Below are 15877 nucleotides of genomic sequence, written 5' to 3' on the forward strand. Positions count from 1 at the left end.
AAGGATGCGATCGCCTCTTCATAGCGTCCCAACTGACGCAGCGCAATCCCCCGGATAGTCCAAACTAGGTCGAAATCAGGTTTAATTTTTACAGCTTCATCCCAAGATGCGATCGCACCTTCAAAATCTCCCGCTTCCAACTGTTCAACACCCCTATTCAACCAAACCTCCGCCTCTCCCCCCTCTTCCTCCGCGTCCTCTGCGCCTCTGCGGTTCATTTCCCCTCCCCTCCCCAACAACTCCATCCCAATCTCCCGCGCCACCTCTCCCAACACCCCAACATCCAACCCACCCAACAGCACCATCCGTCGTGCTAACTCATCATGCACTGTATCAGAAGCCAATAACCCCTCACCAAAACCCCGCAACCACCCTACCAAACCAGCCTCACTAATTTTACGTCCATCCAAAAAACCCCTAACATTCCCTCGACTCCAGCCTTCATTCACCCCTTCCAATAGCTGGAGAAACAAAGATTCATACTCTGCATCTGTCCGTTGTGGCGCTGGTTTTGTTTCCTCAGACACAACAGAAACAGTCCGCCTTCTGAGAAATAGGCGCTGGATAAATCTTTTGAAATACTGCCAAAGCCGCTTCAGCATTTGCTTTGTTGATATTGTAATAATCTCACTTAACTACTACAATGCCAAGTCAGTAAATTTCGGGAGAAGAGTGAACCGCCAAGACGCAGAGGACGCCAAGAGTTTGTGTCTTTACGACAGAAGTTTGTGTCCTTACGACACGAGTTAATGTCCTTACGACACAAGTTAGTGTCCTTACGACACGAGTTAGTGTCCTTACGACACGAGTTAGTGTCCTTACGACACAAGTTAGTGTCCTTACGACACAAGTTAGTGTCCTTACGACAACAAGTTTTAATCTAAATCTTGCACAATTTTCTAGTACACCGACAGCGTCATAAATTTCTTGGTTCAGAGTGGAAATTGAGAGGCCAGATCCCCGACTTCTTAAAGGATACAGCTGGCGAATCAGGGGTGACACCCCTCACCGAGATTTTTCGTCATTCCACCGAATGTAGAGACGCGCCATGGCGCGTCTCTACAACCAATTTGTGGGTGAACGAGGGGTTTTGTATCCTTTAAAAAGTCGGGGATCTTGTGGTTCGTATTAACGCACACCCAAATAATACCCAAACCGCTCTCGTAATTGTTCCATGGTCAAATTCTGAGTCCAGTATTCTATCAATGCATGACCAAAAGCTCTAGCATTTTGCTCAGGTGAGCCGGAGTTTTCTAATAGTAACGGCCACAAAGCTACTAGATCAAACTTCAGTGTTTTGTCGGTACTCAAGAGTAAAAATAAGTCATATCCCATTTGTAATTTACCAATCGCAATTGGTAACTGTTCCGCTGGAATTTTCTGTGCTAGCAGATTCGCCAAAGTGGGAGATCCGGTTGAAAGGGTGGAAATAAATTGCAGAATTGGACTTTTGAGTAATGCTGTCAGTCCTTGAGTTGTTGCCATTTGGAAGGTGTAGTGGTCGATGATTTTAGCAGCAGCAACAGTCCTAGCCTCTAGGTTACGCAAAAAACGAGCTAGACGTAATTGCTTGGCTGGTGCGATCGCATCAATTAACACCAAAGATAATGCATCTATCCCCCACGCATTCCTACCCGTATTCTTGTCTCCTGTCACCACAGGCAAAACTCGGTTACAAAAATCACCCAATTGTTGAGCGCGGTATTGGGTTGCTTCCCGAATTGCTACTTCTTTTGGTCGTTCTCCCCATTGCCAATCATAGGGGGGTTGCCATTCGCGAATCGGGCGCAGGCGGTCAACTTGGGTAACAATGGCAATTGCAGGTAAGTCTGCAACTTCTTCTTGCATGTCTTGCAGAAAGTCCACATCCATTTGCAGAGCCGGATCAAGGGCTGGGGTGACAAGTAGCAGTAAATCTGCATTACTAGCATAATCAAGCACTAGCGTTCTTAAGTCATTACGGTTGACTTGTTCGTAACCAGGTGTGTCCCAAAGGTTTAAGGTTGCGCCTTCTGGTGCTTGCCAGTGATAATTCTGAATTTTATCGGTGCTAGGTAATACATCGACTTCCGCTAAATCTGCTTGAAATAGGGTATTAATCAAGCTGCTTTTCCCGGCTCCAGTTCGTCCTACTAATAAGATATTTACGGGTTTTTGCTCGACGACTTCGACAGGTTCGGCTTGGGCGAGGATATCTCGCAACGTTTGAGTTTTGCTAGGAGCGGGAGGGGGTGGGATAACCGCAGATTCGACAACAGGTAGTTTACCACTATAGAGAGCGATCGCTTGCTGACACAAATTTCTCAGTGCTGCTTCTCTGAGTAACTGGCTTAAATTCACCAATAGTTGCTGATTTGCTTGATTACCGTAACCTTGACTAGCTCGGTTGGCGATCGCTGCAACTGGATTTAATAGCCATTGCGCCAAGTTCCAAGCCCGTAATAATTTGCGGGCTGAAGGTTCCAATTTCTGGTACATTTCATAAGCTTGGAATGCTTGCCCAACTGTAACTTGATTCAGAGCCGGAGATAACTTTTGCATCCACTGATCCATCGCATCTACCGTACCTCGAATCAAAGTGTAAGCTTGAGGAACGTAGATATTTAGCAAAGGATACTTAACTTCTGGATAATAAATATTGGCAATTGCAACAACAAGGGCTTGACAACGCTGCCAAAATGTTTCCCAATCTTCCCAAATTGGGCGATCGCTCCCTGATGCTTGCAGTATTTCTTGGAGCGCGGCTTCGGCTTGCTTGGTTGCATCAGTTTGTTGTGAAGGAATTATATCACCCGTCACAGATTCTAATTCTTTGCTCACCTCTGCCATCACCGATTCTACCTGTGCGATCGCAGGGCGAGTCCATTGTACCAGTAGCCAACGCCAGCCGACGAACACCAGGATAAACACACCCCAAATCCAATTCAGCCCCCACTGATGAATTTGCAATCCCGCCGATACTAGTAAGAAAGTGATGATGGTTGCGATGGGAGTTGCTAAGACGAGCCATTGCCAAAATTTTAGTCGCACCATTGCCCTATACCTACCCAGGTTAGACTTGTTGTATCACTATTGTCGATCTAACTAAAATTGTTTACCATGAGTAGCTACTGTTAAGCTATATACGCAAATTTACTTATAATTATTTATGCAGTGGGTTCCCATAGAAGATTTACCATCAGATTGGCAAAAATTGGCTAGTTCTGAAATGCCACCTTTAGTCACTGTTTGGAATGAGCAAGCAGAACGTCTTCGTAACTCTGGTGAATTTATAACTTTCATGGAAAGGTTACGTAGAGAAATAGCTATTGAGACTGGAATTATAGAACGGTTATATACGATTGATCGAGGAATTACTCGCTTGTTAATAGAGCAAGGTATTAACGAAGCTTTAATTCCTCATGGAGCTACAGATCGACCAGTTAAACAAGTAATAGCACTGATCCAAGATCAAGAAGCTGCTATTGAAGGACTATTTGATTTTGTTGGCGGACAAAGGGTTTTATCCAATTCCTATATCAAGCAACTGCATCAGCTTATAACCCAGAGTCAGGATAGTACAGAAGCTTTAGTTCCATCTACAAGACAAATAATTCGTGTTCCTTTTATCCGAGGAGATTGGAAGCGACAACCGAACAATCCCATGAGAGGAGATGGTTCTGTTCACGAATATTGTCCGCCAGAGCAAGTACAATCGCAAATGGATAATCTACTTGCATGGCATCATCAACATCAAGAAAAAAAAGTTGCTCCTGAAGTTGAAGCAGCATGGTTGCATCATCGATTCACACAAATTCATCCTTTTCAGGATGGAAATGGTAGAATAGCTCGATGTCTTGCGAGTTTGGTTTTTATCCAAGCAGGGTGGTTTCCTTTAGTCCTGACTCGCGATGATCGAGCGGCTTATATTACTGCTCTTGAACAAGCAGATCAAAGTGATTTATCAGATTTAATTAAATTATTTTCAAGAAGCCAAAAACAGGCATTTATTCGTAGTCTTGGCTTATCGGAACAAATATTATCAGAGACACGACGGACTCAAGTTATTATTGCTTCTATTGCTGACAAACTCAAGCAAAATCAGTCAGCATCTATTCAAGAAAGATGCCAAAAAGTCGAGAATTATGCTACTCATTTGTTTGAAATAGCATCTAATCGCTTGCGGGATGTTGCTGATGAAATTAAACTTTCTGTGCAAAACTTGATAGATGATGCTCAGGTTTTTACAGTAGAAGCTTCTTTTGGTGATGATCGCTCTTACTATCATCGGTATCAAGTTGTAGAGACAGCAAAACAACTAGGATATTTTGCCAATCTTCGTAATTATCACAGCTGGATACAGTTAATTATCAATATAGAAGCATCAACGATTATTTTGCTTTCATTTCATGTTCTAGGACATGAGTATCGCGGTTTACTTGTGTGTTCTGCATGTGCTTACCACAGAGATGATACAGAAGAAGGGGAACGCAACATTAGTGATATTCAAACCTTAAGTGATTCTCCATTTCAATTTTCTTATGCTGACGAAGAAAGCAACTTATTAGAGCGTTTTAAGCAATGGTTAGAAGATATAGTTGTGACTGGTTTGGAATATTGGAATAAAAGCTTATGAAGAAATTATTGCGCTCGCCTCTCCCCATGGTCTAGATTTAAGGTTTAGATTGCGAGCGCTAAAATATTACCGATATTAATCAATCACACTATCCATCGGTAAAAACTCTTTCAAAGCTTCCGCTTCACTAGCTTTCACCACAGGAACCGATGACGATTGAGAATCTGCTGGAGCAAATAATTGTTCCAGATAATTGAGACTTGTCAAACTACCGCACAATAATAATTGATCTTGGGCTTGCAATTCCGTCTTGCCATTGGGGAAGCGAATAAACTTGCCATCGCGGCGCATTGATTGCACTTGCACCCCAAATTGTTGACGAATCTTCAAATCTGCCAAAGTTTTACCAAGCATTGGACAATCGGCGTTGACTATTACCCACTGACAAGCACTATTGTCGCCGGGAACGGTTGCCTTACCAAGAGCAAATTCTTCTAAAGCGGCTAATTCCTCACCTGAACCCACCACCAACAAGCGATCGCCTTTTTCTAATCTGGTAGTAGCATCGGGATAATCGACTTCTTCCCCACTGGCGCGGCGAATAGCCATTAAACTTACCCCAGTTAAGTAGCGCATATCGGCTTCTTCTAAATTCATACCGATTAAGGGTGAAGTTTCTGGTAGAGAATACCAACGGTTATTTAAGTCTTGAGTCGCTCGTCGCAAATGGCGGGAAACTTGGTAAGCTGATTGTTCTGGACGCAAATCTAAATAATGACGGTTGCGGATTTCTTGCATTTCCCGTTGGACAACAACACTTGAGAAGCCCGCAGCATTTAAGATGTAGGTTGCCATTTCTATACTGGCTTCAAATTCTGGTTGTACAACTTCCCTTGCACCCAGTTGGTAAAGAACTTCAATATTTTTATCGCTGGTGGCACGTACTACTACATCTAAATCAGGAGATAATTCTAAAGCGCGTTTGAGACAAAGTCGAATACTCATTGGATCGGGAAGTGCGATCGCCATTCCTTTAGCTTGGCTCACCATCGCAGTTTCTAAAACGTGAAAACTCACACAATTTCCATACACATAAGGTACTCCCGCCTCACGCAACTGTTGAATTCTACTTTCAGATTGATCAATCACCACTACAGGTAAGTTGTGTTGCTGTAACAATTTCACCAAATTTTTACCGACTCGCCCATAACCACAAACTACAATATGATCTTTGATTGGTAATTCATCGGCTACTTCCAACGGCTTACCCTCGCCACTAAAATAGGGCTTTAGCCAAGGCATTGATTCTAACCAGTCAAAAACAATTGGTACTAAGCGTAATACAAAGGGAGTCAGTACCAATGTTACCGCAGTTGTTCCCAAAATCAGTAAATATATGTGCCGAGAAACTAGTCCCAAAGCTTGTCCTTCACTGGCTAAGACAAAGGAAAATTCCCCAATTTGCGCCAGTCCCAAGCCAGTGATTAACGCCGTCTTCAGAGGGTAGCGGAACAGTTTGACTAGGGGTGTGATAATTAAAAATTTACCAACAAATACCAGTGCTACCAATCCGAGAATCAATTCCAGGTTATGCCACAAAAACACTGGATCGATTAACATCCCAATTGAAGCAAAGAACAAACTCGCGAAAATATCTCGTAGTGGTTCTACATAAGTCAGGGTTTGATCAGCGTATTCTACTTCCGAGATCATCAAACCCGCAACAAACGCCCCCATTTCAATCGACAGCCCTAAATATTCTGTCAACAGAGCAATACCCAAACACAGCGCCACTACCCCTAATAAAAATAGCTCTCGGCTTTCTGTGCGAGCTAGCATCCGCAACAAAGGCGGAATAATCCACTTACCAGCAATTACAGCACCCGCCGCAAACAAACCAATCAGCGCCAAGGCTGTCAGCACCGCCATCACAATCGATTCTCCTGGTTGGTGCAAAGCCGGCAAAACTGCCAACATTAGTCCCAAAGCCAAATCCTGCACCACCAAAATTCCCAGCATCACCTGTCCGTGGGGTGTTTCCGTCTCGTTGCGTTCCATCAAACATTTGAGAACAACTGCTGTGGAAGATAAAGATAGAATTCCCCCTAGAAATACGCCCTTCGCTGGTAAAGTTCCCCAAGCCCCCGTTAAACCGCATACCAAAACAGTAACGGCGATTGTCAGGGTAATTTGTAGTGTACCTCCACCGAGGGCGATCGCTTTGACTTTTTTGAGTTCTGCAAAGGAAAACTCAACTCCCAAGGCAAATAACAAAAAGGCAACGCCAAACTGTGCTAGAGTCTCTACTTGAATTAATTCTTTAATTAGCCCTAGTCCTGATGGGCCAATAACAACCCCCCCAATTAGATACCCCAGTAAAACAGGTTGTTTTAAAAGCGCCGCCAACAGTCCACCACAGGCGGCGACGGCGAGAACTGAGACTAAATCAACAATTAATCTAAAATCTTCTTGCACAAGTTTTTCAAAGAACTATTAAGACCTATTTACAATCAGCATACAAAAGTTTGATATGTCTGTGGGGAATTCCGCAGTAAATGAAATAACAGCTTTGAAATAGGTTTTATGTAGTTCTCTTCGATAAAATCGATTACACAAACAAACTAAAATGTCAATAAAATATTTGATGAAATTTTACCTTTATGACCACTAGTAAACTAATTACGCATGATTCAGGCTTGAAGATTTTGCGTTTGCGATCGCTCCAGGAATGCACTCAAACCCACCCAGCAAAGTTGATGTGACAGACTACTAGTGGTCTGACAAGTCATAAATATTACACTAGAAAGTGTTGTCTCATAAAATTTGCTGTCGGCAGTTAGAAACACTACAGCCTGTAAAATAGTCTGTTGTTCATCAGCAGATAGAATTTTTTGTATCTCTTATGACTACCGTAAATCGCGCTCAAAAGTTGGTTCCAACAGCTGTGTCTAATTTGTCAGTTCACCGTCTTGTTACCAGAATGGTTGGGATGTTAGCTGTTATCCCTGTAGCCTTAGCGCTACCCGCAGAGGCGCTACAGGTACGGATGACTCCGGCTAATCCGAAATTAGGAGATACTTTATCGGTTTTCATTAATGTAGATAATCCGGTCACTGGTGCGAGTCCAACAGTCACTTCTGGAGATAAAACTTACCCAGCCTTTAAAATTAGTCCTAATCAGTATCGGGCTTTTATTCCCACCACACCATTACAAGAGAGTGGTAAAAGAACAGTTCGCGTTTCTGGAGATGGTCAGGTACAGAATTTATTGGTACAAGTGAACTCACGCAAGTTCCCTGTACAACGGATTAATTTACCCCCAGGAAAAGCAGGAGTAAAAGCTACAGAATACGAACTCAAGCGTGTAGCAGAATTTAAAGCTTTGCAAACACCGCAAAAATACTGGAATGGCATTTTTGCTAAACCAAACGCCGGACGAATCTCCACAATCTATGGTGTACGTCGTTACTATAATGGTAAATTTGCTAAAGATTACTATCATCGCGGTGTTGACTATGCTGGTCCTAGCGGTTCACCTGTAGTTGCTCCAGCTGCTGGGCGAGTCGCTTTGGTAGGAAAAGTATCTCAAGGTTTTCGGGTTCATGGTAACGTCGTTGGTATTGACCACGGTCAAGGGGTGACAAGTATTTTTATGCACCTGAGTCGCATTAATGTCAAAGAAGGCGATATTGTTAAACCCGGTCAAGTGATTGGCGCAGTGGGTTCTACAGGTGCTTCTACAGGACCTCACTTGCACTGGGGATTATATGTCAACGGTCAATCTGTTGATCCAACACCATGGCGATATCAAGAATTTAAATAGTTATTTCACTTATTGTGTATTCTTTGATCAGATTGGGCAAAATAAACTGGATTGGTACCGTCCCTCATTGCTTGGGTGGCTTATATAAAAGATGAGCATTATGAGTATAGAAAAAATTGTGCAACAGGCTCTCCAGGATGGTTATTTGACACCAGCAATGGAAGCAGAAGTCGGACGAATTTGTGATAATGCCAACGAACTCTCTATCGAAGAGTATATGGCACTGGATCGGCTGATGGGAACGCTGTTGACTGGTGAGGTGGTAGCGGTACCACGCAAACAGTTTATTAATGTTATGGAAGAGTTGGTATTGACAGAAGCGATCGCCCGCATAGCTGAAATCGAAGCTACTAGCGAAACTTCCTTAGATGTTGGAGATATTGCTGCTTACGCCCTCAACCGTCTACCCCCTTTATACGCCACCACAGAAGAAGGTGCTAACTATCAGCGCCAACACGCCAAAGCAGAACTACAAGAATTAATTGTCCAACAAGTGAGTGCAGCGATCAGCCGTTATCTGGATAGACCGAATTTCTTCCCTGAACGACAGGTTTTGGGTAAAAACACTGGCAATGAAGTATTACGTCAAGTCAGTACTTTACTCCAAGCCTACGCACCCAATTTTGAGCAGAAGTCATTGTCTTAGTCATTGGTCATTGGTGATTGGTCATTGGTTAATATTAGGATTTCTATTTTATTTGTGTTGGCGTAGCCTGCGCTCTGCGCTTCAAAACCTCAGTTCAGTACACTTTTTGTTTCCTCTTCCTCGTGAATAGTTCCCCTTTTTCACGAGTAAGTTCATAAATCAAAACGGATTCCTATAGTTACACTTGACACTTGACCGAAGAAAGGCACTTATGCTGAGGGCAGAAGGCAGAAGGTTTAAGAAAAAATTTATACCAAAAAATTCAGTCCTCTTCATTCTGCCATTTGGTTTCAAGCCCCCGAATTTATTCGTGGAAAAGATAATAAGATTTGTATCAAGATGCGTAGCACAAGATACAAGGCGTCCTTGTTAGAAACCCCTAAATTTATTTATGGGGTTCCCTTCAGCATAAGTGCCTTCTGCCTTCTCATACTTGACACTTGACACTTGACAAATAACTATTGCCGAACTTCCACTGTTGTCCCCAGCCGTACCTGTTGGTATAACAAACGTACGTCGGGGGTACGCATACGCAAGCAACCGTGGGAAACTGCACTACCTACTAAGCTGTCATCTGGTGTACCGTGAAAGCCGATTTTATTGTGACCATCTGACCAAAAACCGATCCATCTATCTCCCAGAGGACTATTTACACCTGCTGGAAATACCTTGTTTGTAATTGGGTGACGCCAAACAGGGTTACGTCGCATATTTTCAATTTGAAAAGAACCTGTGGGTGTCTCCCAGCCTTTTTTACCGATACCTGTTGGGTAACTAGCGATAACTTGATTTTGGCGCTGAACATAAACGCGGCGATCGCTTAAATCAACTATTACATGTGTCTGATCCGCAGATGCAAGAACACTAGAAGGCTTTTGTGTTGTGGAAGCCTTAGCCAACTGGGACTGAATTTGATGAGAAAGGTTTGCTTTGTGTTTTTCATCTGGTATAAAAAATTTTGGCTTTGCAACTGTATCTGTTGCTCTTGCTACATACATTCCACCAGGTTCTTGATTTGTTGGAGATGTCATCAAACTAGAAACATACCAATGGACAGCGAGAGATAAGAAGCCTGTGCCAAAACAAAGTAGCATTGCCATACGCGTTACAGATTCATTTCTTACCATCGCCATCGTTTATTTTCTCCAAAATTCCCCGTTAACTCAGCTATCAGATCACAGTTTTTCTTCCCTACTCTAGCTTTAATGAAAGCGACTGTGACTGTTATGTATTTTACAGTTAGCTATTGCTGAAAAGCTTTTGAGATTCTCTCCTCAACGAATTACCAAAAATTTACAAACATTTAGCAGTTCCATTATGAATTTCTTCATACTCATGGGCAAACTAGGGCTATACAGAGTTGTGCTATTGCCTAGTTTTATAAAAATCCGGGTGAGAATTTTATAGATACTCCCTGGAACCGAACAGGTCTTGTTTTCAATCATTTTAAGTGGTGTTCATAGTGTGGGTGGGAGTAAGTATCATGTTAGAAAAACTATTACTAGCAATTACGATCACGTTTTCCCTGAATTTATTTTTGCAAGTTCGCGTACTCGAACAATCCAATAGAGGCGCTGATTTACAGCAGTTACAACAACCAGCACCGGCTATTTTGGTGAGGTTGCCACAAAAGTAATGGAATGGGCATTGATTGGGCGGCATTGGGCATTGGGCATTGTGGATTGGGGATTGGGCATTGGGCCACAAAAGAATTGTGAGGTCAATGCAAAATAGTTTCGCTGAGGCTCGCGACGAAGTCCAAAATCCAAAATCTAAAATCCAAAATCTAAAATCCAAAATCTAAAATTCAAAATCTAAAATAATTTGACACTTGTCAAAGCTTAGATATCATAAAAAAATATTTTTGACAATAGTTAAGTATTCAGTGATGCTCGCTGTCACAAATACACGTAACCTAACTGTGTTCTATAGCAAAGTATCTGCAAAGGTATGCTGTGTTCCAGTCATAAATCCGTCACTCATACAAGGAACATCCGGCAGATAAGTAGGTCTAATAGATAGGGATGATTTACAACCAGTACGATCTATGAGCGAATCGATTACTGTATCCTGGTCAACTGTTGATGCCAGAGTCCCGGAAGCATCAGTGCAAGTTGACAAACTCTCTAACCACGATTTAATTTTACGCTGTCAGACTGGACTGCGCCCAGATCGTGCTGCTTTTGCAGAACTTCTGCGTCGTTATCAATCCCAAGTTGATAGAGTATTGTACCATTTAGCCCCTGACTGGTCTGACAGAGCGGATCTAGCTCAAGAAGTTTGGATTCGGGTCTATCGCAATATTAATCGGTTGCAAGAACCAGCTAAATTTCGGGGTTGGTTAAGCCGCATTGCGACTAACTTGTTTTACGACGAGTTACGCAAACGTAAGCGAGTCGTCAGTCCTGTATCGCTGGATGCTCCTCGTTCAGTAGACGACGGCGAAATGGATTGGGAAATCGCAGGAGATACTCCTGGTCCAGAAGAAGAACTCACAACTAGAGAGTTCTATGAACAATTGCGAGAAGCGATCGCGGATTTGCCGGAGGTATTCCGTACGACTATAGTTTTAAGGGAAATTGAGGGTATGGCATACGAAGAAATTGCCGAAATCACTGGAGTTTCCCTGGGAACAGTCAAATCGAGAATAGCCAGAGCTAGAGCCAGATTACAATCGCAGTTACAAACTTATCTTGGTTCCTAGTTTAAAGTTTCACCATCAGGTGAAGGGCAGAATTTTATATTTCATTAAGATTTATTAAAGTTATGAAAACTGCTTCTGCTACTAGGAGAAATCAGGAGAAATAAGGATTATCCTTGATCGAGTTCTTTGTGTTTACCCGTGCATGAATTGGTAATAATGTTAAGATGACTACTGATTCTCACTTTAACGACTATTCCCACTTGCAATTAAATCTTGATTTGCCAGATGGGGAGGCAGAGCATACCAATGAGTCAACGGGTGCTATGGATATGGTGAAGCGCGATCGCTTCGAGTTATTAAGTGCTTATCTTGATGGTGAAGTCACTGCTGCCGAACGTAGGCAAGTAGAAGAATTACTGGCAAACGATCAGTCAGTAAAATGCTTGTATGTACGACTTTTGAAATTGCGTCAAGGCTTGCGGACAATGCCAGTACCGCAGTCACTAGCAGCGGAAGAAACTGTTGAACGAGTCATGGTTCGTTTACGTCGTCGTCGCACACGTCTAGCCTTAGTTTGGGGAGGTACAGCCATAGCCGCAACAATTATTGGTGCGGTGTCTGGCTTATTACCGGGTGGGGAACTCAGCCCACAAATGGCTTACAACCCCGCAACAGAACAGACAGAACCAGCAAAGACTATTGGTGCAGCACCATTAAATGTTTCTATTAACAATCCGATTCTGCCAATTCCCAAAGCAGCAGAAACTAACCCAGAAGATCGATTTAATCGAACAAAACAGCTACCAACTTTAGATATAGGAAATGAATATCATTAAGAATGCACAAGTCTAAAGTTAATTAGTTAGGGTCGTCATTTGTTATTTGTCATTGGTCATTTGTAAGGGTCTCCTTATTTCAACCCCACTACAAGTGCGCGATCTTTGCCTAGACACCTTTGAATTAATTCACAAATTATACCTATTTGAAAAAAGAATGGAACAGATGGGCTTACACAACTCTTATGCACAAAGAGTTTCCCAATCCAAAATCTAAAATCCAAAATCCAAAATCGCATTACTCCACCAACCATCGGCTTGGTAAATACCTCCCAAGTTATTAACCATTTCCGGTGTCATCAAGTAAGCCCAAGCCCAACCGAGCGATCGCCCTTGGCAATCGTATACTTCTATTTGTTGCCGATTATATAAATTTTCCGAATCAGGTCTAGCGGGGTGGTAATCTTCCAGTTCATCTAGTTCAACAAGAACTTCTGGAAAATCAAATTCTAGCAAATACCCGTAGACAGGACTATCCCCTGGTATCATAGCTGGATAGCCTTGGGGTAAATCAAACAGTTTACCCAGCACATAAGCTTTAGTCGCATTTACCACTTTGCGATCGCAGTAGTTATAATAATTAACTTCTCCTGGTTTGAGGGTGCCATAAACAAACACCCGCAATAAACCAGAAGATTTTTCTTTTAATTCAATCATTGCTTATTTCAACCAAGCCATTGGTTTGCCTACCATCATCTAAAATATGGAGGCAAACTATGGTTAAAGTCCAGTAGGAGAGTTTTCGTGGATTCCCGATATAACCCAACAGAGATTGAGGAAAAATGGCAAAAGACATGGAATGAACTTGGCTTAGATAAAATTTCCCTAGACACTAATAAGCCAAAATACTACGCCCTGTCCATGTTCCCCTATCCATCGGGCAGCCTGCACATGGGTCACGTCCGTAATTATACGATTAGTGATGTGATTGCCCGCCTCAAGCGAATGCAAGGTTATCGGGTACTGCATCCGATGGGTTGGGATGCTTTCGGTTTACCCGCAGAAAATGCCGCAATTGACCGAGGTGTTCCCCCGTCAACTTGGACTTATCAAAATATTGACCAGATGCGGCAGCAATTGCAACGTCTGGGTTTATCGATTGATTGGGACTGTGAAGTTGCCACCTGTTCCCCAGATTATTATAAGTGGACACAGTGGATTTTCTTGCAGTTTTACCAAGCAGGTTTAGCTTACCAAAAAGAAGCAGCAGTAAACTGGGACCCCATTGACCAAACTGTATTGGCAAACGAACAAGTAGACAACGAAGGACGTTCCTGGCGCAGTGGAGCAAAAGTCGAACGTAAATTATTGCGCCAATGGTTTTTCAAAATCACCGACTACGCCGAAGAATTGTTAAATGACTTGGAAAAATTGCCCGGATGGCCAGAACGTGTCAAGTTGATGCAGGCGAACTGGATTGGCAAATCTACAGGTGCATATTTGGAGTTTCCCATTGTGGGAAATTCTGAAAAAATCGGTGTCTACACCACCCGTCCAGATACAGTTTATGGTGTTAGCTACGTAGTTTTAGCGCCCGAACACCCTTTAACACAACTGGTGACAACACCAGAACAGCAAGCAGCAGTAGAAGCCTTTGTGCAAGAAGTTACCAACCAAAGCGAGTTGGAACGCACTGCGGAAGATAAGCCCAAGCGGGGTATACCGACGGGTGGTAAAGCAATTAACCCGTTTACAGGGGAAGAAATTCCGATTTGGATTGCTGATTATGTATTGTACGAATACGGTACGGGTGCTGTCATGGGTGTGCCAGCACACGATGCACGAGATTTTAAATTTGCCAAGGAACAGAATTTGCCAATAAAAGTGGTAATTGTTCCTCCTGATAATGTAGAGACGTCACATGTAACGTCTCTACAAGAGGTATACACTGAACCTGGAGTGTTGGTGAATTCTAGTCAATTTGATCGCCTGAATTCCACTGATGCCAAAAAAGCAATTGTCGAGTACGCCGAACAACAAGGCTTTGGTAAAGAACGGGTACAGTATCGCTTGCGGGATTGGTTGATTTCTCGACAACGTTACTGGGGCGCACCCATTCCCATAATTCATTGTCCCAACTGTGGTGCGGTTCCGGTTCCCGATCAAGACTTGCCTGTAAAGTTACCGGAAAATGTAGAATTTACCGGGCGTGGTGGTTCGCCTTTGGCAAAATTAGAAAGTTGGGTAAACGTACCTTGTCCAAACTGCGGTACACCCGCAAAACGGGAAACCGACACGATGGATACGTTTATTGATTCGTCGTGGTATTTCTTGCGTTTTACCGATGCTAGGAATGAACAGCAGGTTTTCGACTCTGCAAGGGTAAATGATTTAATGCCCGTAGATCAATATGTGGGTGGAATTGAACACGCGATTTTGCACTTGTTATATTCGCGGTTCTTTACTAAAGTATTACGCGATCGCGGCTTGTTGAATTTTGACGAACCTTTCCAACGCTTGTTAACTCAAGGAATGGTACAGGGTTTAACTTACTTCAACCCTAACAAAGGTGGTAAAGACAAATGGGTTCCTTCCCATCTTGTTGATCCTAATGATCCCCGTGATCCCCAAACAGGTGAACCACTCCAGCGCATTTATGCCACCATGTCTAAATCCAAAGGCAATGGTGTTGCGCCAGAAGATGTGATTAATAAATATGGTATCGATACCGCCCGGATGTTTATCTTGTTCAAAGCACCACCAGAAAAAGACTTAGAATGGGATGAAGCAGACGTAGAAGGGCAATTTCGCTTTTTGAACCGAGTTTGGCGGTTAGTGACAGAGTTTGCTGAGAATCAGTCATCACCAAAAATAGATCAATCCAAAATCGAGAATCCAAAATCCAAAATCGAAAAAGACTTACGACGGGCAATTCACACCGCAATTAAAGAAGTCAGTGAAGACGTAGAAGATGAATATCAATTTAACACTGCGATTTCAGAATTGATGAAATTGAGTAACGCCATCACTGACGCTTCCTGTAAAGACTCGCCAGTCTATGCAGAAGGTATTCAAACTTTAGTTGTCTTGCTGGCACCTTTTGCACCCCACATTGCCGATGAATTGTGGCATTTGTTGGGTAACAGCAACTCAGTCCATACCCAAACCTGGCCGAAGTATGACTCAGCAGCCTTAGTTGCTGATGAAATTAACTTGGTGATTCAGATTATGGGTAAAACTCGCGGTGCAATTCCAGTTCCAGCACAAGCAGACAAAGCAGAGTTGGAAAAATACGCCCGCGAATCTGAAATTGCCAAACGTTATATAGAAGGCAAAGAGATTAAAAAGGTGATTGTGGTGCCTGGTAAGTTGATTAATTTTGTAATTGGATAGGGGATCGGGGATCGGGGATCGGGGATCGGGGAAGGTGGGG

Annotated in this window: 12 protein-coding genes; 7 read left to right on the forward strand and 5 right to left on the reverse strand. The window is 43.0% G+C overall.

What is annotated here, in order from left to right:
- Both B4U84_RS13550 and B4U84_RS13555 read right to left on the reverse strand, forming a co-directional pair.
- A partial coding sequence (locus B4U84_RS13550; protein ID WP_131118959.1) for a tetratricopeptide repeat protein occupies positions 1-602 on the reverse strand: 602 nt, incomplete at its 3' end.
- A gap of 526 nt (positions 603-1128) precedes the next feature.
- Positions 1129-3033, reverse strand: coding sequence for a GTPase family protein (locus tag B4U84_RS13555; protein WP_017312785.1), 1905 nt, complete (start codon positions 3031-3033; stop codon positions 1129-1131).
- 115 nt (positions 3034-3148) lie between these two features.
- Here B4U84_RS13555 and B4U84_RS13560 point away from each other — a divergent pair, with 115 nt between their 5' ends.
- A complete protein-coding gene (locus tag B4U84_RS13560) occupies positions 3149-4615 on the forward strand; it encodes a Fic family protein (RefSeq protein WP_131118473.1) in 1467 nt (488 codons plus the stop codon).
- Between the two features lie 75 nt (positions 4616-4690).
- On the opposite strand, the gene B4U84_RS13565 is transcribed toward B4U84_RS13560, so the two are convergent.
- Entirely contained in the window at positions 4691-7030 is a 2340-nt protein-coding gene (locus B4U84_RS13565; RefSeq protein WP_131118475.1) for a monovalent cation:proton antiporter family protein, read from the reverse strand.
- A 427-nt stretch (positions 7031-7457) separates the two neighbouring features.
- Between B4U84_RS13565 and B4U84_RS13570 the strand changes: the two genes are divergently transcribed.
- Together B4U84_RS13570 and B4U84_RS13575 are read left to right on the forward strand one after the other, a co-directional pair.
- Positions 7458-8378, forward strand: coding sequence for a M23 family metallopeptidase (locus B4U84_RS13570; RefSeq protein ID WP_131118477.1), 921 nt, complete (start codon positions 7458-7460; stop codon positions 8376-8378).
- A 100-nt stretch (positions 8379-8478) separates the two neighbouring features.
- Complete coding sequence (locus B4U84_RS13575; RefSeq protein ID WP_017312779.1) at positions 8479-9024, forward strand: late competence development ComFB family protein; 546 nt, start codon at positions 8479-8481, stop codon at positions 9022-9024.
- Between the two features lie 458 nt (positions 9025-9482).
- On the opposite strand, the gene B4U84_RS13580 is transcribed toward B4U84_RS13575, so the two are convergent.
- Positions 9483-10157, reverse strand: coding sequence for a L,D-transpeptidase (locus B4U84_RS13580; protein ID WP_131118479.1), 675 nt, complete (start codon positions 10155-10157; stop codon positions 9483-9485).
- Between the two features lie 350 nt (positions 10158-10507).
- Between B4U84_RS13580 and B4U84_RS30605 the strand changes: the two genes are divergently transcribed.
- From B4U84_RS30605 to B4U84_RS13590, 3 genes are all read left to right on the forward strand, one after another.
- A complete protein-coding gene (locus B4U84_RS30605; RefSeq protein ID WP_017312777.1) occupies positions 10508-10660 on the forward strand; it encodes a QAALIT motif small membrane protein in 153 nt (50 codons plus the stop codon).
- Between the two features lie 411 nt (positions 10661-11071).
- Positions 11072-11728 carry an RNA polymerase sigma factor SigG gene (sigG, locus tag B4U84_RS13585; RefSeq protein WP_017312775.1) on the forward strand — a complete coding sequence of 219 codons (657 nt, stop codon included), beginning with the start codon at positions 11072-11074 and terminating at the stop codon, positions 11726-11728.
- Positions 11729-11892: 164 nt separating this feature from the next.
- Complete coding sequence (locus B4U84_RS13590) at positions 11893-12504, forward strand: anti-sigma factor family protein (RefSeq protein ID WP_131118481.1); 612 nt, start codon at positions 11893-11895, stop codon at positions 12502-12504.
- A 213-nt stretch (positions 12505-12717) separates the two neighbouring features.
- Here the strand turns inward: B4U84_RS13590 and B4U84_RS13595 are convergent, their stop codons facing one another.
- Positions 12718-13161 (reverse strand): gamma-glutamylcyclotransferase family protein, encoded by a 444-nt coding sequence (locus B4U84_RS13595; protein ID WP_131118483.1) that lies wholly within the window; start codon positions 13159-13161, stop codon positions 12718-12720.
- An 87-nt stretch (positions 13162-13248) separates the two neighbouring features.
- On the opposite strand from B4U84_RS13595, the gene leuS reads away from it, so the two are divergent.
- Positions 13249-15837 (forward strand): leucine--tRNA ligase, encoded by a 2589-nt coding sequence (leuS, locus tag B4U84_RS13600; RefSeq protein ID WP_131118485.1) that lies wholly within the window; start codon positions 13249-13251, stop codon positions 15835-15837.
- Positions 15838-15877: the final 40 nt, after the last annotated feature.

Source organism: Westiellopsis prolifica IICB1 (assembly GCF_004323185.1).
In the GTDB taxonomy this organism is placed as follows: domain Bacteria; phylum Cyanobacteriota; class Cyanobacteriia; order Cyanobacteriales; family Nostocaceae; genus Pelatocladus; species Pelatocladus prolificus_A.

What these genes read in the sequence shown, in the direction of transcription:
- B4U84_RS13555 (WP_017312785.1), bottom strand. Translation starts at nt 3,033, where the DNA reads ATGGTGCGACTAAAATTTTGGCAATGGCTCGTCTTAGCAACTCCCATC.
- B4U84_RS13560 (WP_131118473.1), top strand. Translation starts at nt 3,149, where the DNA reads ATGCAGTGGGTTCCCATAGAAGATTTACCATCAGATTGGCAAAAATTG.
- B4U84_RS13570 (WP_131118477.1), top strand. Translation starts at nt 7,458, where the DNA reads ATGACTACCGTAAATCGCGCTCAAAAGTTGGTTCCAACAGCTGTGTCT.
- B4U84_RS13575 (WP_017312779.1), top strand. Translation starts at nt 8,479, where the DNA reads ATGAGTATAGAAAAAATTGTGCAACAGGCTCTCCAGGATGGTTATTTG.
- B4U84_RS13580 (WP_131118479.1), bottom strand. Translation starts at nt 10,157, where the DNA reads ATGGCGATGGTAAGAAATGAATCTGTAACGCGTATGGCAATGCTACTT.
- B4U84_RS30605 (WP_017312777.1), top strand. Translation starts at nt 10,508, where the DNA reads ATGTTAGAAAAACTATTACTAGCAATTACGATCACGTTTTCCCTGAAT.
- sigG (WP_017312775.1), top strand. Translation starts at nt 11,072, where the DNA reads ATGAGCGAATCGATTACTGTATCCTGGTCAACTGTTGATGCCAGAGTC.
- B4U84_RS13590 (WP_131118481.1), top strand. Translation starts at nt 11,893, where the DNA reads ATGACTACTGATTCTCACTTTAACGACTATTCCCACTTGCAATTAAAT.
- B4U84_RS13595 (WP_131118483.1), bottom strand. Translation starts at nt 13,161, where the DNA reads ATGATTGAATTAAAAGAAAAATCTTCTGGTTTATTGCGGGTGTTTGTT.